Raw genomic sequence first — 24,768 nt, forward strand, 5'->3', positions numbered from 1 at the left:
ATATGTGTTTGAACAACAGTTTTTTTGTAAATCTATGATTTCTACCAGATAGAGGTTTACAAATTGTCATATTTACTTTGTTTCGGCAACGCAAATAATATTGATTGCTATTTATATGCGTGTATACTTTTGTCCCAGATAAGAAAATGTAAATACAAATAATTTTCAGAGGAAATCATAAATGATTTTACGTAAGTCTCTTCTTGCAACATCTATCTTGGCCGCAACTCTTGGTTTAACTGCGTGTGGTGGTTCTAGCTCAAATGATTCATCACCAACTACGCCAACTACACCAACTAATTCAGTACCAACTGCTATTAGCATCTCTGACGTTAAAACGGTTATGGAAAATTTAGCAGCGGCGCAAGTTGTTGGTACATTAGTGGCGACAGATGCGGATTCAGCAGACACACATACGTTTACAACCGAAGATGAGCGCTTTGTGATTGAAGGGACTACATTATCAGTCAAAGAAGGCGTTGTAATTGACTTTGAAGCTGAGCCAAAAATCATGGTTATGGTAAAAGTAACAGATAGTGCAAGTGGTGAGTTTAGCCAAGAGCTAGAAGTAACTGTAACCGATGAAATGGATTATGATTTCCTAAATAAAGATACCGGCGAGTCAACAGTATCATATTCAGGCCAGACCGCGCGCCATATATTAATCAAAGAAATATACAATTATATTGCAAGCGAAGCATTTGCAGAGCACGCAGGTTCAATGACAGCCGTTGAATTAAAAGCAGAACTAAATAAATTTTATAAACTAACCGATGATGAATATTCTGCTATTTGGGAAAATAAAACGTTATCAGTGACAACAACGCCAGCGGCGAAGCAGACAACGTTGTTTGCAGTGTCTAGTTCGCATAAAGATTTAAGTGGCAAAATCGCAGGTAATGATAGCGAAGGCCAACACAAAGTATGGAATGATGGTACCAGCTTTATTGGGTGGGAAGGTTTGGCGACGAATACACCTGAGGGCTTAATTGATGTGCTATTTGACCAACTGGTTACTCGTGCTCAATCAGCGAACGTTGAAACGCCTCTAGGTGATGAAATCGATAGTAAATATGTTACTGCTGATGGCGTTGATTTGAAGCAAATGATTCAAAAGTTCTTATATGGTGCAGTTGCATTTTCACAAGGTGCTGATGATTACCTTGATGATAAACTAGAAGGTGACCCTACAAAAGATCGTAAACCAAAAGGCCTATTGTCAGATAACACCAGTTTGGTTGATGGCAAAGCTTATACAAATCTAGAACATCAGTGGGATGAGGGCTTTGGTTACTTTGGTGCCGCACGTAATTACCTAAGTTATAGCGACGATGAAATTGCAGGTAAAGGCGGTCGTGATGCATGGCAAGGGTACCAAGATACTAATGCTGATGGCAATGTTGACCTTAAATCAGAGTACAACTTTGGTAATTCAACTAATGCAGCAAAACGTGACCGCGGTTCAAATGGAACAACCGATTTAACCAAAGAAGCATTTGAAGCATTTTATGCCGGTCGTAAGCTTATTGCTGACAATGCAGGTTCAGCTTTAACTGAAGAACAAGCTAAAGAACTTAAAGCGACGGCAAAAACAGCAGTATTAGCTTGGGAAAAATCAATTTCAGCGACTGTTGTTCACTATATAAATGATACGCGTACAGACTTAGAAGAGATGAAAGCAGGCGGTTATGATGTTTCTAAATTTGAAACTTTAGCGAAGCATTGGTCTGAAATGAAAGGTTTTGCACTTAACTTACAATTTAACCCTGATACACCATTTAATGATGCAGGTCATGCAGGTAAGTTGGCTAAAGTACTAAACTTAATGGGCAATAAACCTGTGATTAGTGGTGGTACTGCTGCGATTGAAGCATATAGCGCTGATTTGTTAGAGGCACGCGCTATTTTAACTGAGGTTTATGGTTTCGATGCTGACGTCGCTGCAAACTGGTAGACACAATTAATAGTTAGTATGAAAAAGGTTAGCCTGAAAGGGCTAGCCTTTTGTTGTATTAAAAACACATAAAAGAGGCAATTAATGAAGCATGCTTTTAAACCTTTGTTACTCGTAAGTACCTTAGCACTTGTACTAAGTGGATGCGGAGAAAGTACTTCTTATGATGCTGGTACGGGCCATGATGTTAGCAAAGGTCAACCAGATACGGGAACTCCGACAACCCCGACGGATCCATCAGCTCCTCAATTCTCAGAAAAACAATTATTAGTTAGCTTAACTGACAATGTATTTACACCTACATTCAATGAATTCGACAGTAAATCAGATGCATTACCCAGTATCTTATCAGCTTATTGTGATCTGGAAGTTAAATATGACCCATCATTGCAGGACAGTGAGGCATTAGCACAATTAACAACAGCCAAATTAAACGCACACAATGCGTGGAAAGAAGCGATGGTTAGTTGGCAACATGCTGAGCTTATGATTGTGGGCCCTTTGTTGGAGAATGATAAATCACTGCGAAATGATATTTACTCTTGGCCAAATGCAAGTACTTGTAGTGTCGATCAAGATGTGGTGTTTTTTGAAAATGGTACCATTAATGGCAACGCATACGACATTAGTAAGCGCAGCGATAAACGTCGTGGGTTAGATGCGCTAGAGTATTTATTGTTTAATGATGACCTAGTCCACAGTTGTTCATCAACGAGTGCAGGTGAAGTATTAGCTGATTGGAACACTCGTTCAGAGCAAATGCGCAAAGCCTCTCGCTGTCGTTATGCTGTTGAGGTGTCTAAAGATCTCTCTGTTTCCTCCGATAAGCTGGTTGCGCAATGGTCTGGCACATCAGGATATGCGAGTGTTCTGCAAAATGCGGGTGAAGCAGGTAATAAATTTGCCTCGACGAATAAGGCTATAAATGAAATATCAGATGCCTTATTTTATATGACGGAAGAGCTAAAGGATTATAAATTAGCAACACCACTTGGTCTATTCAATAATGAATGTGGCGGGATAACATGCCCAGAGTCGGTGGAGTCAAAATATGCCAAGCATTCTATAGAAAATATACGTGCTAACCTGAATGCATTTGAATTGTTATTTAACGGCGGCGGAGCGAGTAATTTAGGCTTTGATGACTTTTTAGATAACCAACAAGCATCAGATACAAAAACGGCTATGTTACAGGGAATTCTTAATTCTAAAGAAGCCTCTCAAGCAATAACAACCAGTCTACAAACTGCGCTAGAAAGTAACACTGCGACCGTCACAGATACACACGCTAAAGTAAAAGATGTGACCGACCAACTAAAAAATGACTTTATAACAAAACTTGCGTTAGAACTACCTGCAACGTCGGCTGGTGACAATGACTAAGGGCCCTTTTATGCAAAAATCATTACTCGCATTAGCGGTTGTATTTGCGATACCGCAAGCAATTGCTGCAGACAAGCCCGCCGATGACGGCGAGCTTGAACATATTCAAATATTGAGTCACTACGATAAACTCCGTACTGAAGCAGGGTCTGCTACGTTGTTAACAGAAGCAGATTTAGAAAAATTTGAATATGATGATATTCACCGTATTCTTGCGTCAGTACCTGGTGTGAATATTCGAGAAGAAGACGGTTATGGTCTACGGCCGAATATCGGTTTTCGAGGTGTAACACCAGAGCGCAGTAAGAAGATAACAATTATGGAAGATGGTATATTAATTGGGCCATCTCCTTATTCAGCGCCAGCCGCTTATTATTTCCCAGTGACTACACGTATGACTGCGGTTGAGGTGTTCAAAGGCCCAGCAGCAATAAAGCATGGGCCACAAACGGTTGCTGGCGCTATTAACTTAGTGACACGGCAAATACCCGAATTCTCAGAAGGAGCCATAGATATATCGGCTGGCTCTGATGGTTATCAAAAAGCTCACGCGCATTTTGGTTCTGTGGTTAATAATGTTGGCTTTTTATTAGAAGGTGTTTCTTTAAAAGCTGATGGCTTTAAAGACCTTGATGGTGGCGGTGATACCGGCTTTGTTAAAAACGATATTTTAGCCAAGTTTAATTATAAACTGCAACAAGGTGAATTTGATCACACATTTGGATTGAAATTATCTTATTCTGATGAGGAGTCTGACGAAACTTATTTAGGTTTAACAGACACGGACTTTGCCGCAACCCCTTATCGCCGATATGCGGCATCACAACCTGCTTTGATGGAAACAGAACATCAACAGGTTATGTTTTCTCATTACTTAGAAAGTGATGATTTTACACTGACGTCACGAGTGTACCGAAATGACTATGAACGAGCTTGGAAAAAACTAAACGGTCTTATTAACCGTCAATTCGCATCAACTGGAGCCAGTTTATCTAAGACTTTAGCAGATCCGGATAAGTATGATCTGGAATATAGAGTGATTTCAGGTCAGCAAGACTCCGTTTCCGATGGACAGCCAGTGTTATATTTGAACATGGGCACTAACGACCGTGAATATTACTCTCAGGGTATTCAAATAGATGGTGGTTTTGATTTCGAGCTTTATGATTTAAAGCACAAAATTTCTGCTGGATTACGGTATCATGAAGATGAAATTGAGCGAAAGCACTTTGAAGAAACGTATAGCATGGTTTCTGGAGTTGCGATTGATACTGAATTGGGTATACGGCCTCAAACACAAAACTTAGAGTCGACCAAAGCTTGGTCAGTGTATATAGAAGATCAAATCACTATTGATGCCTTGACGCTTGGAGTAGGCGTACGTGGTGAGTTGATGGATATGCACCACGAGGACAAGAAAGACTTAACTAAATGGCAAGATAAAACAACGCGTATCTGGTTACCAGGCGTGAGTGGGTTTTATCAATTATCGGAAGAGTCAGGGCTATTATTTGGTGCACATAAAGGATTTGTTCCTTCATCTCCGTCGCGATCTGCCTCAGAGGAATTAGAGACAAGCGTAAATTATGAGTTTGGTGGTCGATTTAATGATGGTGTTACGCAGCTAGAGTTGGTTACATTCTTTAATGACTATAAGAACTTGACTGAAACATGCGCCTCATCAAATTGTGGTGAAAACCAGCAATTAGACGAAGAGTTTAGCGGTGGCGAAGTGGATGTTTATGGGCTTGAAGCACAGTTTTCACAAAGCTATCCGTTAAACTTGCAGATTGAAATCCCATATAGTTTTGTCTACACGTATACCCAGAGCGAGTTTAAGTCTAGTTTTCAATCTGATTTCGCTCAGTGGGGTGATGTGACTAAGGGGGACTCATTACCTTATTTACCCGAACACCAAGCTTCATTTAATATTGGTTTAGCGACGAGCAATTGGCGTGTGACTGCTGCTGTAAAATATGTAGGCAGCATGCCGGAGGTTGCAGGTAATGGGCAAGTACTTTCAGGTGTTGAAGTTCCATCAAGTGTCATTGTGGATTTGTCGGCCAGTTATGAGTTTGACCAGTATGGACGTCTTTATGCCAAAATTGATAATGTCTTTGATGAAGTCGATATTGTCAGCCGCAGGCCCTACGGGGCGCGTCCAACGAAATCTAGGCAGGTTTCGGTAGGGTATAAATATCAATTTTAGCGGTTGATTACAATAATATTTTATGATTGTTACAATAGGGCCACTTAGTTGGCCCTTTTTTGAAGGTATGTTAGGGGAGTATAATGCTAGAGCAGTTGTGGCAAGCCATTGCAGGATTACCGCACTATTTAATTGATGCGAATAAGCGAATCTACATACCTTATTTGCTCAGTGCAATTGTGATGGCAATACCGGTGTACCTAGCGAGCGAACAGGTGCGATCCGGTCGCGGTTTTGCGAAGTTTTTATTTCCTAAAAAAGTGTGGCTGTGTCAAAGTGCACGGTTAGATTATGTACTTCTTGTCACGAATACCTTAATTAAAGCTGCGACATTTGCACCAATCGTATTGACGATGGTACCGGTTGCTATTTTTATTACTGACACGTTGGAGGCATTATTTGGTGCGCCATTACACTTAGCATGGCCAAGTGGCGTGATTATAGCTGCTTTTACTTTGATGTTATTTATCGTCGATGATTTGACTCGATTTTTATTACACTTAGCACTCCATAAAGTACCATTTCTATGGGAAATACATAAGGTACATCATTCAGCGAAAGTCCTGACACCATTTACAATTTATCGCTCTCATCCGATTGAAAGTTATTTTTATGCGTGCCGAATGGCGTTAACGCAAGGCATTGTGGTGGGGTTGGGTTATCACTTTTTTGGTACTGGACTTAGTATGTACGACATACTCGGGGCAAATGCGTTTGTATTTATATTTAATATTTTTGGTGCCAACCTTAGGCATTCGCATATTCGCTTTACTTGGGGGGATAGACTAGAGAATTGGTTTATCAGTCCTGCTCAACACCAAATCCATCATAGTGATAACCCCCAGCATTTTGATACGAATTTAGGCTCAGCATTGGCGATTTGGGACCGGATGTTTGGATCTTTAATTCGCGCATCACAGGCACCGCATATTTCGATAGGGGTTGGCAAATATGACGCGGGGCACGACTCACTCATTGCTATTTACGGTAAACCAATGCTCTTGGCTGTTGAAGCGTTGTTACCACACAAATTGGGTAAACGGCTGGTGCAAAAGCAATCAGTAAAAAAGGCCGTAAATAAACTGGATCAATAAATAGAGTTATTTAGACGAAAGTAATGGCATGAGTACCTGCTCAAGTCCATTCAACTTTACTTCATAAATCATTGCGAGTTGTTCACCTAATATTCCTTGAGGAAAGCCTTTGCTCTTAAACCAAACAACATAGGGTTCAGGTAAAAGGAGTAAAGGAGTACCTGCATACTTGCCAAATGGCATTTTAGTATTAATGGCTTTTAGCAGAGCCTGTTGATCGTGCATATGTTGTGTTCAACCCAAGAGTAAGTGTGCCTTTATTGTATCAAGGCACACCATTAGGTAAAGGCAAAGAACCCCGTCAATACAAAGCGTATCAGAAACGCCAGTTAACATTGGCCCACAGTGTTATGCCTGCTTCATTTATTTTATCAATTTGTGGGTAGCCACTGACGGCAGTGCCTGATTTGCTTAAATGTTCACTGTAAGTTTTATCAAGTACGTTATCGACACCTAATGTCCAATCAAGGCTGTCGGACTGACTATAGCTCGCGTTCAATGCTAGAGTGCCAAAACCAGCAGATTCTCCGAAGTCTTGCGCCGCAATATTACCTTGTCCAACAGCGACTCTATGTTGGGCAGCAACAATGCGCCAAAGTACACCGATATGCCAATTTTGGCGCTGATAATCTAAGGTAAATCGAGCTTGCAATGGGGGCTGTTGTGCCAAAGGCAGGTGATCAGATAAGTTACTAGCACGCACGTAGTTGATGCTGGCTCCGGATATCCAGTTTTTAGTGAGGTCATAGCTCACGTCAGCTTCAAAACCGTAAGTTTGAGCATCGACATTGCGGGTCACTTTTTTATTCATAGAGCCTTGATTGAACAGATTGTCTGTTAAAATATAATCGTCAATTTGACTATAGAAAACAGAGACGGAACCTTGCCATTGTGTACGTTGGTGAACTAGACCGATATCAAATTGATTGGTTTTTTCTATGTTTGTATGAAATGCACTTAGACTGTCAGGACCTTGACGACTACCGCCTAATAATTCCCAATAATCAGGAAATCGTTCTGTGTGGCCGAAGCCAATAAAGTAGCTACTATCATCACTTTGCTGTTGGATCCGAGCAAAGCCGCTCCACAGGTTATCTCTACGGGTTAATGAGGCGCTCGGGTTTGGCATTGTTTTCATCATAGATGAAATACTTTGTCGTTCATCTGTTGCTTGCCAATGATCTAAACGTAAACCAGTCACCACTTGTTGGTTTTTATCTACACTATATTCATATTCAGCAAATACACCGGTCTTTTCAAATTCTCCATCAATTGAGCGCGGCAGAGTGTCGTATGATATCTCAAACTGGTTACGACTGACTCGATTACGGTGACGATCTTGCTGGTGATCGACCCCGAATTTGACGGTATGGCCCTCATTTAAATTGGCATCAAATAGAAGTTTGCCCCCTTGTGTTCGGCGGTCAGGGTTCGAAGCTGTAGGCGTTTTCATCATCATGTTAGGCACGAAGGGTCTTAAGCTATAGTTGTCCATAACGTGGTCTATATTATTGTAATACCACTGTGCTCCAACATTGGTGATTATATTGTGGTTAATCACCCAATCGGTGCGTATTGTGGTGTGAGTCCTATCGAATAAACTGCCATCCATCATACGGTCAGCGTAAGCCGCTTCGCCATCACTGCGACCATAAGTAATGCTGATTATTTTGTCATCGGCAGGTGTGTAAGCAAACTCGGAGTCAGCATTCCAACGTTTATATTGTGAATGAATCACATTATTGTCACCGTCTGAAAAATCATCTGCGCGATTATAGCTGCCAGAAAATCGGACATAATACTCAGAGGAACCCGCTTTAATATCTGTGTTTAGGCCACTTCGATTTGCACTAGCGAATATAATATTGGCAAACCCATCGACCCGTGGCTTGTCTAAGCGCTCTAAAGTACGTTCAAATACCACGGTTGCAGCACTATTGCCTGAACCATATAAAACAGTTTGCGGTCCTTTTATCACTGTCAATGTATCGTAAGACTGTGGGGTAATGTAAGCGGTTGGCGGGTCCATTCTATTACCACACCCTCCAAGCGCAAGGCCACCGTTGCTGACGATATTCAACCGAGATCCTGCCATGCCCCTAAATACTGGATCGCTACTAGCCGATCCTTTTTTTATTAATGAAAATCCAGCGATACTGGTGAGTAAATCAGCCCCATCTTGCGCTGGAAGAGGTTGACGAGGCAGTTTTGGATCAGTTTTAATATCTAATGGTGAATGCATAGGAGCAACAACCACAATACGCTCTATATCGTCGTAGTTAGCAGATGCATTGAGAGAGGTTAATAGTGCAAGGCTAATTAGAGTTTTTTCCATCATTGAGTCTCAGTCATTAAATTGTGATGGATTTTATATGTTTAGCGTCAGTTTGGAGTGTGACAGATTGTCGCATCAAGACTGGTTTTGCAGTAATTTTGATGTAGGTCAATATAGGGTATTGTTACGCTAAAGAATATAACTGGTTGGTCTGCTTGGTTACAGTTAAGAGGGGGCAATGGCCATAAAAAAGCGTCTATACGAGGAGGGTTAAGTATGAGCGCGTTAGCGCTCGATGACTTGCATTTGTTCGTTACTCCAATTGACTGCATCACTATAAATTTCAGGTAAGCAGGTCGAGTCTAACTTTAGGTCTGCACAGGTTTGTTGTGCTTTTTCCCATTGCGCTTGTTCATAATCCATCGCAATTGATAAGTATGTGGCGAGCACTCCATCGCCATTGAGTAACGCATCTTTTATTTCGATAACCAGAGGTAGTTTACTCATCACACTGTCCATGGTCTCGTCAAGTATGGCGTCCATCAGCGACATCATACCCGATAGAAATGCGGTGCCTATATTGTGCTTATCATTTCTTTTGGTTGCTAACAGTTCACAAAAACGAGCTCGGGTTAGTGATAGCTTAATAAGCTCCATTGGCTTTTCAGCAGAGACCTGTGCAGCGAACAATAGTGACAGAAACTTTTTTAACTCTGCGTTACCAAGTACTACAAGCGCTTGCTTAATCGTACTTATTTCTGCTCTACGCTTAAATGCAGCAGAGTTAGAATATCTTAAAAGTTTATAAGATAAGTTAACATCACGTTCAAAAACAGCAGTTATTCTTTGTAAATCGACATCGACACTGGACGTTTCATACAGTAGTTCTGCGAGGGCCATTTCTGAAGGTGGGAGGGCTTTACTTTGTACCATTTCAGGTTTAGCAAAAAAGAAACCTTGAAATAAGCTAAACCCCCAATCAATCGCTTGCTGGTACTGCTCATATGTTTCGACTTTTTCAGCAACTAGTTTTATGTTGTTGAAGTCTTTAGTCGCATCGATAATTTCTAGTATTTCTGCGTGTGATGTGGCAAGGAAGTCAACTTTAATTTGATCAATAAATGGATAGAAGTGTCGCCATACTTTTTGATGTTGATAGTCATCTAGAGCAATTGTATAGCCTTTATCTTTGAGATCTTGTACGGCAGCCAGCAGCCGCTTTCCTGGCTGCACGGTTTCTAGGATTTCAACCACAATCTGCTCTCGGCTGAGCATGGTTGGGTAGCCTTTTAATAACGTTTCAAGGGTAAAGTTGATATAGGCGGGCTTATTGTCTGTCAAATCATCCAATCCAAAATTGAATTGGCTTCCTTCAATTAAGCGAGATGTTGCTTCGTCCCCGTCAATATTTGGAAAAACATTGTCAACTCCGTCACGAAAAAGCAGTTCATAGCCTACTAATTCTTTATTGATGTCTAAAATAGGTTGGCGGGCAGCATAAAAATACATCTACAACAGGTCTCTTTTAATACAACTATAATTTCAATATAAGTGATGTTGCGTAGTAATTCATTATTTTTTTATGATTGTTTCGTCTTTTGGTATTAATTTAATGGCTCATTTAGGTTTTTCAACTGGATATTTGTAGGGTAACCATGCTGTACTGGGGTAGAGGAAGTAGACGTGTTATAGTCACGCAAAACTAATAAAGCGCTCTATTTAATGACAATCAGAAAGACGGTTGTTGGATAATTATCATTGACAAGAGTGCTCTCATTGAAGGAGATAGCTTTGGAATTAGGTACGATTATTTCATTAGTACTGTATTTTGCAGTTATGTTGGGCATAGGTTTATATGCTTACCGTAAATCGACAAGTGATGTATCAGGCTATATGCTAGGTGGCCGTAGTCTATCACCAAGTGTTGCCGCTTTATCGGCAGGCGCATCTGATATGAGTGGCTGGATATTAATGGGCTTGCCTGGGGCAATGTTCGTGACAGGGTTTAGCAGTACGTGGATTGCGATTGGTTTGGTTATCGGTGCTTGGTTAAATTATTTACTGGTTGCACCTAGATTGCGGGTTTATACCGAGCTTGCTAATGATGCTATTACGATCCCTGATTATTTTGCTAATCGATTTGAAGATAAAGGTAATGCGTTACGTATTGTATCTGCGCTGGTGATTATCGTGTTTTTTACGCTTTATACATCATCTGGTGTGGTGGCTGGCGGTAAGTTGTTCGAAAACTCGTTTGGAATGAGTTATGAATCTGGGCTGTATATTACTACAGGCGTTGTGGTTTTATATACATTATTTGGAGGCTTCTTAGCTGTTAGCTTAACCGACTTCGTACAAGGCTGTATTATGTTTATCGCATTAATATTGGTCCCTGCCGTGACATATTCATTATTAGATAACCCGCTATCATCTACGCTTGAGGCGGTTAATCCACAAATGCTTACGTGGATAGGCGCTGGTGGCGCAATTGGGATTATTTCTGCGATGTCTTGGGGGCTGGGTTATTTTGGTCAACCCCATATTATAGTGCGCTTTATGTCAGTAAAAAGTGTGAAAGATATGCCAACTGCACGTCGTATAGGAATGAGTTGGATGATCATTGCAGCACTGGGTGCGGTTGCGACAGGTGTGTTTGGTGCAGCTTACACACATGAAAATCGTATTGTTGTGAATGACCCAGAGACCATTTTTTTAGTGTTGTCTGAACTCCTATTTCACCCGCTCATAGCAGGATTTTTATTGGCTGCAATATTGGCGGCAATTATGAGCACAATCTCGTCACAACTTTTAGTTAGCTCGAGCTCATTAACTGAAGACTTTTATAAAATATTCGTAAATCGAAATGCAACGGACAAAGAGCTTGTCTTAGTTGGGCGTATTAGTGTTGCTGCAGTTGCGATACTCGCGATTTATTTAGCGTATGATAGAAACAGTTCAATACTCGATTTGGTCAGTAATGCGTGGGCAGGTTTTGGCGCAGCATTTGGACCTCTTGTGTTATTAAGCTTGTTCTGGCAAAGAATGAATTTTGCAGGCGCACTAGCTGGTATGATTTCTGGTGCTGTGACAGTGCTAGTTTGGATTTATGCACCAATTGAAGTAGCTGGACAAAGCTTAAGTAGTCATATTTATGAAATTGTTCCTGGCTTCATTGTTTCTGCATTGACGATAGTTCTGGTGAGCTCTATAACGGCAGCGCCTCATGAACGAATACAAAACTTATTTAAAAAAGTACAAAGTAATTTATAACAATGAAAAGAGTGCATGAAAGGGCCTAATATGGCCCTTTTTACATTGCCTCTAAAATAGATCGTTAGCTGTGTTGGTTTTGAGACTATAAAGAGATTGTTTGTTACCAAAAATCGCACTTATTTTTAGAATTAGAGACGATGTCTACCCTTTAGCAATAAAGTAATGATACGATGAGTATTGCACTAGGAGTCATAGTTACTTTTTAGTGTATTTGTTAATTTTGGTAAGTATCGCCTTGCGACAAAACCACTAACTAAGTTTATTAATCAAACTAAACAGGGACCCCGTGAAAATACCTAAACGCCTACAACCACTTGTTGATGATGGTTTAATTGATGCGGTCATAAGCCGGCTAATGAGCGGCAAAGAGGCTGATGTTTTTGTTGTGCGCTGCGGTGAGCATATTCGTTGTGCCAAAGTGTATAAAGATGCAATGAAACGTAGTTTTAAAAAGGCGGCACAATATCAAGAAGGTCGAAAAGTAAGGGGGGGACGCCAAGCTAGGGCAATGGGTAAACGCTCAAACTATGGTCGTCAGCTCGAAGAAGAAATATGGCAAAATGCAGAAGTTGATGCTTTGTCACGCTTGGCGGCAGCCAATGTACGTGTGCCTGCAACCTATTGTTGTGTCGATGGTGTGCTACTTATGGAGTTAGTTTCTGATGCAGAAGGTAACGTAGCACCACAACTTGGTGCGATAAGTTTGTCAGAAGAAGAAGCCATTAGACAGTACACTCTGATGGTTCATTATATTCGGCTGATGCTTTGCACAGGCCTGATACATGGAGACCTTTCTGAATTTAATGTGTTAGTGGATGATTCAGGCCCTGTAATTATTGATTTACCACAAGCGGTGAATGCTGCGGCCAACAATAGTGCCCAAGCTATGTTCGAACGTGATGTAAATAATATGCGTCGCTACTATGGTGAATATGCGCCAGCTTTACTGCAAACTAATTATGCAAAAGAAATATGGGCATTGTTTGAAGAGGGGAGTCTGACTGAAAACTCAGCTTTGACTGGTTTATATGAAGATGATTTCCAAGCTGCAGATGTCGGTTCTGTATTAGAGGAAATCAATGCAGCTATGTTAGAAGAGCAAGAGCGGCAAGCACGGATAAGCGGCCAAGACGATATTGGGTAATATCTACTATCTTTGTGATAAAAAAGGGAGTGATACTGCTCCCTTTATGTTTTTTATCTCAGATATTTTTTCCTAGAAACACTCAGAGCTACCCATTTCTATTATACGGTTTGTTTCTTCACTATTTTCAAACATATATAAAGCGCGATTGATATCAGAAAGGACAGTGCGCCACTTAGGTTTATTTTTACTGAGTGCAAAATAAAGATGGTTGTATTTAATTGGTTTTGTCTCATCATCAATATTTCTCAATAAAGTGACCTTTTCTGGTTTTGATAAGTCAGAATAATTGACGGTAAATCGCAATACCGTTGGATCTCCTATAATGAGGTTTACTCTACCGCCCACAAGTAGCTTGACTAACTGTAAATCATCAACAGCTTCTACGATTGCAAACTCGTTGTTGTCCATCATGGCATCGAACTCAGGGGTATTTTGGTACCCGCGTACGACGCCTATTTTCTCACCTTTAAGAGAGCTTAAATTACCATTAAACCGGTCTGGATCGCCTTTACGTTTGAGAAAACCAATCTCACCACCTGAGAATGAGTTGGACAGTGCTAATACTTCTCGGCGCGTTTTGTCTTTGACGTAATCAGAGGGGGCCGAATCTTCAATATAATACTCAGGCATTAAGATATCGGCTTTACCAAGCTCTACAGCTCTGACGGCACGTGCCCATGGCAAAAATTCAATGAAAATACTATAGCCTTGTTCGGCGAGCAGCGATACTGCAAATTGAAACACCCACCCTTTGTTGCATAATGCGTTACCTATGTAGGGGGGCCAGTCTAATGTGACAATATGTAGTTGCCCTTTCGTTGCTTCGGCATTGTATAGATAGCCGGTCTTATGCTTAGACCCCTGCACTAGGTGGTATTTGGCGTTTTTAAAGTAACCAACGTTAATTGCTGCATGGGCATAAAGATGAAAAAAGCAAAAACTAAGAATAAGAATCCAACGCATAGTGGAATGCCGTGATCATTAATTATATAAACAAGTGTAGGTAAATTTTCCTTATTATTCATTGAATGAAGTGTGTAAATGTAAGGGGAATAAAAAAACCGGCTTAAAGCCGGTTTTTTTATTGTGAATTTGTAATTATTGTACAAGTTCTTGATCAGAGAACTCATCAGCAAACATAGGGCTAGATAAGTAACGCTCTGTTGCGCTAGGTAAAATAACGACAATATTTTTGTCTGCATTTTCTGGCTTTTCAGCAATGCGTTTAGCTGCGACAACAGCTGCACCAGATGAAATTCCGACCAAAATACCTTCGTCTTTCATAAGTTGATGTGCCATAGCAATCGCATCTTCGTTTGAAACAAGTTCAGTGCCATCGATAAGCTCTAAGTCTAGGTTACCAGGAATGAACCCAGCTCCAATACCTTGAATTTTGTGTGGGCCGGGTTTAACTTCGTCACCTGCTAGTGTTTGTGTAATGACTGGCGAGTCTGTTGGTTCAACAGCAATCGCTTTTACATCAAGGCCTTTTTCTTGCTTTAAATAACGAGAAGTACCAGATATAGTACCACCCGTGCCTACTCCAGCGACAAAGTAGTCGACTTTACCTTCCATCGTTTCAAAGATTTCTGGGCCGGTAGTTTCAAAGTGAATTTTGGGGTTAGCTGGATTTTCAAATTGTTGTAATAAAACATATTTACTAGGGTCACTAGCCTGAATTTCATTGGCTTTATCGATAGCCCCCTTCATGCCTTTAGCGCCTTCAGTTAATACTAAATTAGCACCTAATGCTTTAAGCAATTTACGGCGTTCTAAGCTCATGGTATTTGGCATTGTTAGAGTGAGTTTGTAGCCACGTGCTGCAGCCACAAAAGCGAGTGCAATACCTGTATTGCCAGAGGTAGGCTCAATTAGCTCTTTGCCTTCGGTTAACAAACCTGATTTTTCAGCTTCCCAAATCATTGATGAACCGATACGACACTTAACACTAAAGCTTGGGTTACGTGCTTCTATTTTGGCGTATACATTACCACCTGTCACTCGGTTAAGTTTCACGATTGGAGTTTGACCTATCGTGTGTGTGTTATCAGCGAAAATTTTAGACATTGTGTTCCCTTAGGTACTTTAGGTTTACTTATTGCCACACTTTACTTGGCTTAAATGAAAAAAGAAGTAAAGAATGGCTATAAGATATATTAAAATTGCTTATAGCTAAACGAAATAAAAAAACTGTTTATTATTCCTACATTAACCATGCGTAACTAAATTTAGCGAAAAAGGTTTTATTGTCTTTGGTTAGGGTTTCAAGGTCGTCGTCTTGATAGCCATTATCTGAATAACCAGCAAAAAACACCGTTTGAGGATTAATTTTGTATGAGTATAGTAGCTGTGAACTTAGCCCTTTATACGTTGCATCGATATCATTATCTATGTAGTTGTGTGTATTTCGGTCAATGTCGGTGCGAATGATGGCAAACCGAAGATAACTGTTAATATTAAATTGATAAGTGAACCGAACATCCGTTAGGTTGGCCGTATATACATCATCACCTTCGGCCTTTAAATTTTCATAAGTATGTCTAAAGCGGACCTCAAAGTGTTTCCCTAAATTAACATGGATGGTTGGGCGAGCAAAATACTCCTGACCGATACGATTATTAGCCAAATCAACTTTATTTCCTGTTCGTAGGTTTAAGCCAGCAAATACTCCTGAGATGGGTTTAAACTCCATATAGGTCCAAACTCGATTCTCGGTGAAAAGATCCGTATTTCCATCAATACGAAGTTGTGTTTTGTCGTGTCTAAGTCCAGTGCGTTTCCGGTGGTCAACACCAAAATCGATGACACTTTGAAGCGGCCCATCAATGACGAAGTTACTTTGGATTTCTTTTTCTAGTAACTCTCCATCATCATTATGTGTGATATCCCAATCTGAATACCATCGAGCGCGATTCCACCAACTCTGCTCAGCGCCGTACCAACGGTACTCAAGTCCTGCAACGAACTTGTTAAAATCAACCTGTGACATAAACCCTAAGTCAGAACGTAGCCCAGCACCATGACTGCGGTAGCTAGAAAATACACGCCAGTGTTTTTGGTTATGCTCATAATTAACAAGGTAACCTGTGCCAGAGGTACTTTGTTTGTTTAATGTTCTCAGAACACTTTCGTTATAATCACAATCTTTAAATTGCTGGCAGGGGGGGGCGGTTATTGCGTCACAGTCACCGTCTTCACCATCACATAGTTCATCGATAAAAGCTTGAGAATACTCGGTATGAGATGAAAATAATTGCACCTTTAGTGTATCACTTGAGGTTGGTTGGTACTTACTATCAATGCTAATTAGCTTATTCTCATAGTCACCGCTTTGCCTTAGTGTCGCGGTCGTACCAATCGAGAGGGTATTATCTAGATCATACCGGTAACGAAAAGCAGCATTGTCACTTTCTTGTTCTAATGTGACGACGTTAGAGCCAAGGTTGCCTGGGACCATAACATTTAAATGTTCATCATTTGCTATAAACCCAGCGAAAGTATGACCTTGCTTGTTACTGGTGAATTTTACACCGTAATCTGGTGCTGCAATGTTACGGGTATGGATCAGGTTAGAATATGACGAGAAATAGTCACTATTGTCTAAGAAAAAAGCGCGTTTCTCAGGAAAGAATAGGCTAAAACTATTGTTAACACTTAACTGGCCAGTATCGGTTTCAACTTGAGAAAAATCAGGGTTGAGTGTTGCGTTTAATGTCATATCAGGCGTTATTGCCCATTTTAGGTCTAGACCTGGTTCGGTATTATTGTCGTTCTGCCAATCTTCTATATCGGCACCATCAATCTCTCGTGTTTCAGATTTACTTAACACAAGAGAGGGAATAATGGCGAGATTATTCCCTTGCTTAGCCTGCTCAAACCCCGTGTATTTTGGCATTTGGCATATCCAGCAACTATTTGCATGGGTGATTTGCATATTGGATAGACGAAGGCGCTCGTTTCTAGGATAAAATCGCACAAACTCCATGGCCATTGTTTTGATGGTTTGACTATCATCAAAATTAAGTACCCGCAGCGGAATTTCTACTTCAACGGTGTAGCCTGTATCATGGATTTGTCCTGCACTATCCCAAATGCCATCCCAAGACGTGCTTTCACTATTGGTGAGTTCATTTTCAATTGAGTCCTGTTGAACTCCAAGAGGGTTGATGAAAAATTGATATGCGCTTCGACTGTTGTTAAATGAATCGATTTTTATGCCAACCAGATCATCGCTCCAAGCGCGGTCCCTATCTCGATAGAATGCTCGTATCATCGAAGGGTCTGGGTCTGAGGCTTCAAAGCCGAGAAATAATGATGTGCCGTTTTCGTATACTAATACTGACGTTTCAACTGGGCTAGCCTCATTTTCGTATGGCCAAGTGACATTATTAATGGTAATTTTTTTAGCGTGTTTCCAAGCTGGATCGTTTAGATTTCCGTCAATTTTTGCTGATTGATTAATATAAGGAAGTTGATCAGGAGATGTTTGAGCTAAACAGCTCGCCGACAATAAGATAGGCACTGCTATAAGCGTTTTTTTTATCATTTTAAACATAGAAATTGCACATAAGTATATCTCTATTAAATATTATACGACTCTAATTAACAATCGACACGCGGCAGGGTGCATTTTTATGAGATTAGAGTGGGGCAATGACTGGTAATCACAATTTACTTTCGTAGAACACCGAATTTATAACATTTTCATGTGAAAACATGGTAAAAAACGTCATCGTTCTAGTTTGAGAAATTTTATGTCGTTAATCTTAAAGCTTATCGCCGGTATTTTAGGCGGAATTGCAGCGGGTTTTTATCTCCCAATTATATTAATAGAGTTGCTTTACACTGCAAAAGTCATTATTGGTCAGCTTATTAGCTTCACCATCCCCTTGATCATTTTATTTTTTATCGCCTCGGGTATTGCTGGACTGCCTAAGGGCTCCGGTCATTTACTTGGTAAAACGGTGGGGTTTGCATATGGTTCAACAGTGATTGCAGGTACATTGGCTGTGCTGGTAGTTAACGCATTTATTCCATTCTTTGATGGTGCGATTACATACGAAGCTGCGACTTCGACAGAAATAAAAAGCCTAATTGCGTTGGAAGTTCCACCTTTAATGGGCGTGATGACTGCGTTAGCGACAGCGTTTATCTTTGGAATAGGGATAAGTCAACTTAACTTACAGACCTTGAAAGATGTTACGGACCAAGGGCGGGATATAATTGATGCTCTCTTGGCGAAGGTGATTATTCCAGCCTTACCATTTTATATTGCAGGGGTATTTGCTGAAATGGCGGTGGCTGGAACGGTTGCTGATACATTAAGTACATTCGGTATAGTATTAGTTGCAGCTATTGTTATGCATTGGTTATGGTTGAGTGTGTTGTATATTGTCAGTGGTATTGTATTAAAGCGCAGCCCGTTAGAGTTAATACGTAATATGCTACCTGCGTATTTTACAGCAATCGGTACAATGTCGAGCGCCGCCACTATTCCCGTATCATTAAAGGCCAGCAAAGCGAATGGTGTAAAAGAAGAAGTTGCGAACTTCTCAGTCCCCCTGTGTGCCACTATTCATTTATCAGGCTCAACGATTACGATAGTGACCTGTGCAATGGCTGTTATGTTATTGTCTCCTGATATGACCGTACCGCCTTTGTTATCTATGCTGCCATTTATTTTTATGTTGGGCATTGTTATGATTGCAGCACCAGGAGCGCCTGGTGGGGCCGTGATGTCGGCATTAGGGCTTTTAACTTCGATGCTTGGTTTTAATGAAGCGGCTGTGGCTTTAATGATAGCACTGTACCTTGCGCAAGATAGTTTTGGTACTGCGTGTAATGTAACGGGTGATGGTGTCATTGCGCTTTGGGTTAATCGGTTTTCAGATAAATCGTAAGATCTAATTACCAAATATTAAGACTGGGAGTATGAAGCCTAGTCTTTTTCATTTCTTTTTAGTATTTTTATCTCTAGATGTAACTTTGTTTAGTATGCTTTGTAAATTTATGTGGTACTCTCAACAAGTTGCATTGAAAATGTGTAAATATCAAAGAATTAATTAAGAGGGTCAGCCATTGATTAACGTACTTTTAGTTGATGATCATGAACTTGTGAGAACAGGTATTAAGCGTATATTAGATGATGTACGCGGTTTTAAAGTGGTCGCAGAGGCTAAAACTGGCGAGGAAGCTGTGGCGTATTGTCGCCAAAGTGAGCCAGATATCGTATTAATGGATATGAATATGCCTGGTATTGGCGGGCTAGAAGCGACTAAAAAGATTTGTCGATATTGTCCAGATGTGAAGGTTATTGTGTTAACGGTGCATTGTGAAGACCCATTCCCAAGTAAAGTAATGCAAATTGGCGCTCATGGTTATTTGACCAAAGGTGCGGGACCTGACGAGATGATCAATGCGATACGTGCAGTCAATGCAGGACAAAGGTATATAGCCCCAGAAATTGCACAGCAAATTGCATTGGCGCAATTTAGTGGCCGAAATGATGAAAACCCTTTTCAGTCGCTGTCTGAGCGTGAGCTACAGATCATGCTTATGATAACCAAAGGTGATAAAGCACAGGATATCGCGGAGCGTTTGAATTTGAGCTCTAAAACGGTGAATAGTTATCGCTATCGTATGTTTGAAAAGCTAAATGTAGGGGGGGATGTTGAATTGACCCACTTAGCAATTCGCCATAAAATGATCGACATAGATACGACGCACTGATCGCTTGCTTAAATGGCTGTTTTTGATCACAAAGCATTTCTAAAAACATTATCAACGGAACCTGGTGTTTATCGTATGTACGATAATGAGCATCAGGTTATCTATGTTGGTAAGGCTAAAAATCTAAAGAAGCGCGTATCAAGCTACTTCCGGGCAAATATTCCTGATACTAAAACACGTGTGTTAGTAGGTAATATCTGCAACATTGAAATTACCTTAACTAATACTGAAACAGAAGCATTACTGCTTGAAAATAATCTAATAAAGAAATACCAACCTCGTTATAATATTTTGCTGCGAGACGATAAGTCATACCCTTACATATTCTTAAGTGGCCATGTACATCCACGGTTCGCATTTCATCGTGGAAGTAGAAAGTACAAAGGAGAATATTTCGGCCCATTTCCCAGTAGTGCTGCGGTATCTGAAAGCTTAAGATTAATGCAAAAAATCTTCCCGGTTCGTCAATGTGAAGATGCATATTATAGGGCACGCAGCCGGCCTTGTTTACAGTACCAGCTAAAACGATGTTCCGCACCATGTGTGGGAAAAGTAAGTGATGATGAGTATCGAGATCAAGTCGATATGGCACGCCAATTTTTAAACGGCAAATCTCAGCAAATTATTGCAAAGTTAGTACAGCGAATGGAAAAGGCGAGTATGGCCTTGGACTTTGAGCTTGCAGCGAAAGTACGTGACCAAATCGCGTTGCTGAGACAGATGCAAGAACAGCAGTCGGTAGCCGGTAATTTTGCTGAAATGGACGTTGTTGGTTTTGTACAGCAAAATGGTTTGAACGCTGTTCATATGTTGATGATCCGTGACCATAAAATATTGGGTACAAAAACGTACTTTCCCAAAGTACCAAAAGACTCCCAAACAGATGAGATTTTGACTGCTTTTATTGGGCAGTATTATCTGGGCAGTGGTGCCACCAGTCGCATTGCAAAAGAAATTATTTTGCCTTTTGAGCTTCAAGAGCAGAGCGAATTAGCATCCGCTTTGAGCGAGGTTTCACAGCGAAAGGTACAATTAAAGGCACTAATTAGAGGGGAACGAGCACAGTACTTAGCGTTAGCAAATAAAAATGCAGCAAATAGTATTGCGGTTAAACAAAGTGCGCAAGATTCTATTAATAAGCGATACGCGTTGCTTAAAGACGCATTGCAGCTAAGTGATATTAAAAGAATGGAGTGCTTTGATATAAGCCATACCATGGGAGAAAACACGGTTGCATCTTGTGTGGTATTTGATGGACAAGGCCCCAATAATAAGGAGTATCGGCGTTTTAATGTTGAAGGGATTACGCCTGGTGATGATTATGCCGCTATGAGTTTTGCATTAACTAAGCGTTACGGAAAATTAAAAGATGAAGAGAAAGTACCTGATGTGATTTTTATCGATGGTGGTAAAGGCCAACTTGGTAGGGCGGAAGCCTTTTTTGAAAGCTGGACATTAGAAAAAGTGCCGTTACTGATTGGTGTTGCTAAAGGAGAAGGCCGTAAACCGGGTCTGGAAACATTGCTAATTGATGGCGGTAGACGAACGGTTAATATTGCTTCGGACTCACCCGCATTACACCTTATTCAACATATTCGTGATGAGTCCCACCGTTTTGCGATAGCTGGACATAGAAATAAGCGTCAAAAACAACGGACTCAATCGTTATTAGAAGAAATAGAAGGAGTAGGTCAAAAACGCAGACAAGCTTTGCTCAAATACCTAGGTGGTATGCAAGGGGTTAAAGCTGCTAATATCCATCAATTAAAGCAAGTTCCTGGGATCAGCCCGCAAACGGCTGAAAAGATATTTAACCATTTGCATGACAAAGCTTAATCATTCATGCGAACATACAAAAAAGATCTCACTAAGTAGTTATGTGGAATATTCCAAACACACTGACAACGTTTAGGTTGTTACTCATCCCTGTATTTGCAGTTTTGTTTTACTTACCTTATTCATGGGCATTTTTTGCCGCCGCTTTTATATTTTGGTTAGCGGCAGTAACGGATATCCTCGATGGCTATTTAGCACGTAAACTTCAGCAGTCGACGCCGTTTGGTGCGTTCTTAGATCCCGTGGCGGATAAAGTTATGGTAAGTGTTGCACTTGTAATGCTGGCGACTTATTACCAAAACATATTTGTAACCTGTGCAACGGTGATCATTATTAGTAGGGAGATTGTCATATCCGCATTAAGAGAGTGGATGGCTGAACAAGGAAAAAGAAGTAGTGTGGCTGTGTCAAGTATGGGGAAAATCAAGACTGCAGCTCAAATGTTAGCCATAATAGGTTTGATTTGGCAATATGCACCATGGATGATCATGTTGAGTTATGGTCTTCTGGCTATTGCAACGCTATTAACGGTGACATCAATGCTGTCATACCTTTATGCAGCCAGATCAGAATTGATTAAATCTTAAGTAAAATGTTTATAAATAGAGCGCTTTAGATAAAAAATAAGCAAACGATTAAAAACATTCATTTTTTTTATTGACGCATATCATAACTTCTGTAGAATGCGTCCGTGTTGAGAGGGCAGTATGTCCTTTAAATCAAAAAGCGAGTATAGCTCAGTTGGTAGAGCGCGACCTTGCCAAGGTCGAGGTCACGAGTTCGAGCCTCGTTACTCGCTCCAATTTTGATTATGTTTGGCGGAATGGCAGAGTGGCTATGCAGCGGATTGCAAATCCGTCTACCTCGGTTCAACTCCGGGTTCCGCCTCCATATCTCAACACTCCACATGCGAAAGCAACCCGATGCCCGGGTGGTGGAATTGGTAGACACAAGGGATTTAAAATCCCTCGTTCGTAAGGACGTGCCGGTTCAAGTCCGGCCCCGGGCACCATTTTAGATTGAGAGTTCTCATTCTAGTTAGTGTTATTCACTAAATTTAGATGCGAGTATAGCTCAGTTGGTAGAGCGCGACCTTGCCAAGGTCGAGGTCACGAGTTCGAGCCTCGTTACTCGCTCCAATCTAAATGCTTAAGCAGCCCGATGCCCGGGTGGTGGAATTGGTAGACACAAGGGATTTAAAATCCCTCGTTCGTAAGGACGTGCCGGTTCAAGTCCGGCCCCGGGCACCATTTGATTGCGAGTATAGCTCAGTTGGTAGAGCGCGACCTTGCCAAGGTCGAGGTCACGAGTTCGAGCCTCGTTACTCGCTCCAATCAAATTAGGGAATGAAATTTTAAAGTTTGCGAAAGTATCATTTAGCTTAATTTAAGTTAAATACGCATAATTATGCGAGTGTAGCTCAGCTGGTAGAGCGCGACCTTGCCAAGGTCGAGGTCACGAGTTCGAGCCTCGTTACTCGCTCCAAACTTTTACAAAAATGGCGGAATGGCAGAGTGGCTATGCAGCGGATTGCAAATCCGTCTACCTCGGTTCAACTCCGGGTTCCGCCTCCATTATTAGTAGTACTCCACTTGCGAAAGCAACCCGATGCCCGGGTGGTGGAATTGGTAGACACAAGGGATTTAAAATCCCTCGTTCGTAAGGACGTGCCGGTTCAAGTCCGGCCCCGGGCACCATTCTATTTAAATATTTCTTAGTAAAAATCCACCTTAAGTGAGTGTTTCATTTTTAAATGGGTCTCAATTTCTACATGGTTTTTCCTATCCAGAATAAGTTTTATTTCCCTTATTGTGTTGCTTACTGGCGTTAAGCTATGTCCTGCACAACTAAATCAGGACGTTTTTCTTAAGGAATTTTGCTTATACTCCGTTGGCGATAAATCACCATTAAGCAGTGTAAAGCCGTTCTAATTTGTAATAGCGCATATGCACTATCACATAATTTCTCATATGTTTGCGAGCTCGCACAGGCGTTTTGTGTAGCGAGTCATACTTTAAGCTACCGAAAAGCGCCCTAAAACCGTGTTGACACTCTTATGTTCCAACACGCACTAACCCCCCCATACTTGCTTGACTATCAAAGCCTGCCAGCAAACTTTGGTAACGTTTTCTTGTATATCGAGAGCCCTTGCCAGGATGAAATACAAGGCCTCTGGGTGGTTGGCTTAAGCTATATGCTTTCATCATCGCTTTATTTATTACATCAGTCATCATGCGCTTATTTATATGCCAACTGATAGTTCGTCTGGAACATAAACCGATCGCAATCGCTAGATAAACCCTGCTTCCTCCCTTTCTTAAGGGGGTCATATCACCCGCCGAAACTTAGTTTGCTGCAACAGGGTTGAAATTTTATTCAATAAATTACCTGCTACGCTATCACGGAGCTTGCGCTTGGCTGTGAACTTGTAAGTAACTCGTTGTGTCACGATTAACCCTAGCTTTTGCAAGGGCTGTAGAGCGCCATAATTGTTTACACTGAAGCCCTTCTTGCATAACCGTTTTTTAGCGCTCGGTAGTCATACTATTTCGACTTTGTATAAAAGTAGCTTTGGCATTTCGATAGAGAGTAAGCTGCTTGGGTGTAAAACGTTTTTCTGATTGCCTTAGTCAAACATAATAAGTGCTGAGACTTACCCTCGAAACCTTGTTCAGAGACCAATGTGACAGCTCTTCGTTTAACCTTGGTCGGATAGCTTCTATTCGCTCTTTTTATCGTTTCTCACCTCGATATTTGGGTTGTATTCCTTTATATAAGTGCTCTGTATTATTAGAACGGAATACTTCAATGATACAGGGTAAAGCATTGCATTCTTTCTTTTGGTATTTAGAGTGCGTCTGCTTTGCT

Annotated in this window: 17 protein-coding genes and 9 tRNA genes; 19 read left to right on the forward strand and 7 right to left on the reverse strand. The window is 41.0% G+C overall.

Going from position 1 to position 24,768, the window contains the following annotated elements; all coding sequences use genetic code 11:
- Positions 1 to 181: 181 nt before the first annotated feature.
- The 4 genes from J8M01_RS11920 (at position 182) to J8M01_RS11935 (ending at position 6,640) form a co-directional block, all read left to right on the forward strand.
- Complete coding sequence (locus J8M01_RS11920; RefSeq protein ID WP_211058127.1) at positions 182 to 1,954, forward strand: DUF4856 domain-containing protein; 1,773 nt, start codon at positions 182 to 184, stop codon at positions 1,952 to 1,954.
- Between the two features lie 84 nt (positions 1,955 to 2,038).
- The gene (locus J8M01_RS11925) at positions 2,039 to 3,337 is read left to right on the forward strand and encodes an imelysin family protein (RefSeq protein WP_211058128.1); all 1,299 of its coding nucleotides are present in this window, start codon (positions 2,039 to 2,041) and stop codon (positions 3,335 to 3,337) included.
- 10 nt (positions 3,338 to 3,347) lie between these two features.
- Positions 3,348 to 5,546, forward strand: a complete 2,199-nt coding sequence (locus J8M01_RS11930; protein ID WP_247671109.1) for a TonB-dependent receptor — start codon at positions 3,348 to 3,350, stop codon at positions 5,544 to 5,546.
- Positions 5,547 to 5,629: 83 nt separating this feature from the next.
- Positions 5,630 to 6,640, forward strand: coding sequence for a sterol desaturase family protein (locus tag J8M01_RS11935; RefSeq protein WP_211058130.1), 1,011 nt, complete (start codon positions 5,630 to 5,632; stop codon positions 6,638 to 6,640).
- A gap of 6 nt (positions 6,641 to 6,646) precedes the next feature.
- Here the strand turns inward: J8M01_RS11935 and J8M01_RS11940 are convergent, their stop codons facing one another.
- The 3 genes from J8M01_RS11940 to J8M01_RS11950 all read right to left on the reverse strand — a co-directional run bounded on the left by J8M01_RS11940 (position 6,647) and on the right by J8M01_RS11950 (position 10,424).
- Positions 6,647 to 6,865, reverse strand: a complete 219-nt coding sequence (locus tag J8M01_RS11940; RefSeq protein WP_192507991.1) for a DUF3820 family protein — start codon at positions 6,863 to 6,865, stop codon at positions 6,647 to 6,649.
- 91 nt (positions 6,866 to 6,956) lie between these two features.
- Positions 6,957 to 8,978 (reverse strand): TonB-dependent copper receptor, encoded by a 2,022-nt coding sequence (locus J8M01_RS11945; protein ID WP_247671110.1) that lies wholly within the window; start codon positions 8,976 to 8,978, stop codon positions 6,957 to 6,959.
- Between the two features lie 222 nt (positions 8,979 to 9,200).
- Positions 9,201 to 10,424 carry an HDOD domain-containing protein gene (locus J8M01_RS11950; protein WP_211058131.1) on the reverse strand — a complete coding sequence of 408 codons (1,224 nt, stop codon included), beginning with the start codon at positions 10,422 to 10,424 and terminating at the stop codon, positions 9,201 to 9,203.
- Between the two features lie 282 nt (positions 10,425 to 10,706).
- Here J8M01_RS11950 and putP point away from each other — a divergent pair, with 282 nt between their 5' ends.
- Positions 10,707 to 12,185, forward strand: a complete 1,479-nt coding sequence (putP, locus tag J8M01_RS11955; RefSeq protein WP_211058132.1) for a sodium/proline symporter PutP — start codon at positions 10,707 to 10,709, stop codon at positions 12,183 to 12,185.
- Between the two features lie 289 nt (positions 12,186 to 12,474).
- Entirely contained in the window at positions 12,475 to 13,332 is an 858-nt protein-coding gene (locus tag J8M01_RS11960; protein ID WP_211050141.1) for a PA4780 family RIO1-like protein kinase, read from the forward strand.
- A 72-nt stretch (positions 13,333 to 13,404) separates the two neighbouring features.
- On the opposite strand, the gene J8M01_RS11965 is transcribed toward J8M01_RS11960, so the two are convergent.
- The 3 genes from J8M01_RS11965 to J8M01_RS11975 form a co-directional block, all read right to left on the reverse strand.
- Positions 13,405 to 14,298 carry a transporter substrate-binding domain-containing protein gene (locus J8M01_RS11965; RefSeq protein WP_211058133.1) on the reverse strand — a complete coding sequence of 298 codons (894 nt, stop codon included), beginning with the start codon at positions 14,296 to 14,298 and terminating at the stop codon, positions 13,405 to 13,407.
- A gap of 135 nt (positions 14,299 to 14,433) precedes the next feature.
- A complete protein-coding gene (gene cysK, locus J8M01_RS11970) occupies positions 14,434 to 15,402 on the reverse strand; it encodes a cysteine synthase A (protein WP_192507986.1) in 969 nt (322 codons plus the stop codon).
- 136 nt (positions 15,403 to 15,538) lie between these two features.
- Positions 15,539 to 17,890: a carbohydrate binding family 9 domain-containing protein gene (locus J8M01_RS11975; RefSeq protein WP_211058134.1), complete on the reverse strand. Its 2,352-nt coding sequence runs from the start codon at positions 17,888 to 17,890 to the stop codon at positions 15,539 to 15,541.
- 199 nt (positions 17,891 to 18,089) lie between these two features.
- Here J8M01_RS11975 and J8M01_RS11980 point away from each other — a divergent pair, with 199 nt between their 5' ends.
- From J8M01_RS11980 to J8M01_RS12040, 13 genes are all read left to right on the forward strand, one after another.
- A complete protein-coding gene (locus J8M01_RS11980; protein WP_211058135.1) occupies positions 18,090 to 19,235 on the forward strand; it encodes a dicarboxylate/amino acid:cation symporter in 1,146 nt (381 codons plus the stop codon).
- Positions 19,236 to 19,413: 178 nt separating this feature from the next.
- Positions 19,414 to 20,064 (forward strand): UvrY/SirA/GacA family response regulator transcription factor, encoded by a 651-nt coding sequence (uvrY, locus tag J8M01_RS11985; protein ID WP_192507983.1) that lies wholly within the window; start codon positions 19,414 to 19,416, stop codon positions 20,062 to 20,064.
- 12 nt (positions 20,065 to 20,076) lie between these two features.
- A complete protein-coding gene (gene uvrC / locus J8M01_RS11990; RefSeq protein ID WP_211058136.1) occupies positions 20,077 to 21,900 on the forward strand; it encodes an excinuclease ABC subunit UvrC in 1,824 nt (607 codons plus the stop codon).
- 41 nt (positions 21,901 to 21,941) lie between these two features.
- Positions 21,942 to 22,487 (forward strand): CDP-diacylglycerol--glycerol-3-phosphate 3-phosphatidyltransferase, encoded by a 546-nt coding sequence (pgsA, locus tag J8M01_RS11995; RefSeq protein WP_192507981.1) that lies wholly within the window; start codon positions 21,942 to 21,944, stop codon positions 22,485 to 22,487.
- Positions 22,488 to 22,626: 139 nt separating this feature from the next.
- Positions 22,627 to 22,702, forward strand: a tRNA-Gly gene (locus tag J8M01_RS12000).
- Positions 22,703 to 22,717: 15 nt separating this feature from the next.
- Positions 22,718 to 22,791 (forward strand) — tRNA-Cys (locus J8M01_RS12005).
- 34 nt (positions 22,792 to 22,825) lie between these two features.
- Positions 22,826 to 22,912, forward strand: a tRNA-Leu gene (locus J8M01_RS12010).
- Positions 22,913 to 22,963: 51 nt separating this feature from the next.
- Positions 22,964 to 23,039, forward strand: a tRNA-Gly gene (locus J8M01_RS12015).
- A 24-nt stretch (positions 23,040 to 23,063) separates the two neighbouring features.
- Positions 23,064 to 23,150 (forward strand) — tRNA-Leu (locus tag J8M01_RS12020).
- 7 nt (positions 23,151 to 23,157) lie between these two features.
- Positions 23,158 to 23,233: transfer RNA gene (locus tag J8M01_RS12025), tRNA-Gly, on the forward strand.
- 76 nt (positions 23,234 to 23,309) lie between these two features.
- Positions 23,310 to 23,385 (forward strand) — tRNA-Gly (locus J8M01_RS12030).
- A gap of 15 nt (positions 23,386 to 23,400) precedes the next feature.
- Positions 23,401 to 23,474 (forward strand) — tRNA-Cys (locus tag J8M01_RS12035).
- 36 nt (positions 23,475 to 23,510) lie between these two features.
- A tRNA-Leu gene (locus J8M01_RS12040) sits at positions 23,511 to 23,597 on the forward strand.
- Between the two features lie 357 nt (positions 23,598 to 23,954).
- Here J8M01_RS12040 and J8M01_RS12045 read toward each other — a convergent pair.
- The gene (locus tag J8M01_RS12045; protein WP_247671111.1) at positions 23,955 to 24,230 is read right to left on the reverse strand and encodes a DDE-type integrase/transposase/recombinase; all 276 of its coding nucleotides are present in this window, start codon (positions 24,228 to 24,230) and stop codon (positions 23,955 to 23,957) included.
- Positions 24,231 to 24,768: the final 538 nt, after the last annotated feature.

The sequence above is a fragment of the Pseudoalteromonas sp. MMG005 genome (genome assembly GCF_018101015.1).
Lineage (GTDB): Bacteria > Pseudomonadota > Gammaproteobacteria > Enterobacterales > Alteromonadaceae > Pseudoalteromonas > Pseudoalteromonas aurantia.

Excerpts from the sequence above, each read along its gene's own strand:
- J8M01_RS11975 (WP_211058134.1), bottom strand. The coding sequence starts at position 17,890 with ATGTTTAAAATGATAAAAAAAACGCTTATAGCAGTGCCTATCTTATTG.
- J8M01_RS11925 (WP_211058128.1), top strand. The coding sequence starts at position 2,039 with ATGAAGCATGCTTTTAAACCTTTGTTACTCGTAAGTACCTTAGCACTT.
- cysK (WP_192507986.1), bottom strand. The coding sequence starts at position 15,402 with ATGTCTAAAATTTTCGCTGATAACACACACACGATAGGTCAAACTCCA.
- J8M01_RS11980 (WP_211058135.1), top strand. The coding sequence starts at position 18,090 with ATGTCGTTAATCTTAAAGCTTATCGCCGGTATTTTAGGCGGAATTGCA.
- J8M01_RS11935 (WP_211058130.1), top strand. The coding sequence starts at position 5,630 with ATGCTAGAGCAGTTGTGGCAAGCCATTGCAGGATTACCGCACTATTTA.
- J8M01_RS11920 (WP_211058127.1), top strand. The coding sequence starts at position 182 with ATGATTTTACGTAAGTCTCTTCTTGCAACATCTATCTTGGCCGCAACT.
- J8M01_RS11965 (WP_211058133.1), bottom strand. The coding sequence starts at position 14,298 with ATGCGTTGGATTCTTATTCTTAGTTTTTGCTTTTTTCATCTTTATGCC.
- J8M01_RS12045 (WP_247671111.1), bottom strand. The coding sequence starts at position 24,230 with ATGACCCCCTTAAGAAAGGGAGGAAGCAGGGTTTATCTAGCGATTGCG.
- J8M01_RS11950 (WP_211058131.1), bottom strand. The coding sequence starts at position 10,424 with ATGTATTTTTATGCTGCCCGCCAACCTATTTTAGACATCAATAAAGAA.
- J8M01_RS11930 (WP_247671109.1), top strand. The coding sequence starts at position 3,348 with ATGCAAAAATCATTACTCGCATTAGCGGTTGTATTTGCGATACCGCAA.
- J8M01_RS11945 (WP_247671110.1), bottom strand. The coding sequence starts at position 8,978 with ATGATGGAAAAAACTCTAATTAGCCTTGCACTATTAACCTCTCTCAAT.
- J8M01_RS11940 (WP_192507991.1), bottom strand. The coding sequence starts at position 6,865 with ATGCACGATCAACAGGCTCTGCTAAAAGCCATTAATACTAAAATGCCA.
- uvrC (WP_211058136.1), top strand. The coding sequence starts at position 20,077 with ATGGCTGTTTTTGATCACAAAGCATTTCTAAAAACATTATCAACGGAA.
- pgsA (WP_192507981.1), top strand. The coding sequence starts at position 21,942 with ATGTGGAATATTCCAAACACACTGACAACGTTTAGGTTGTTACTCATC.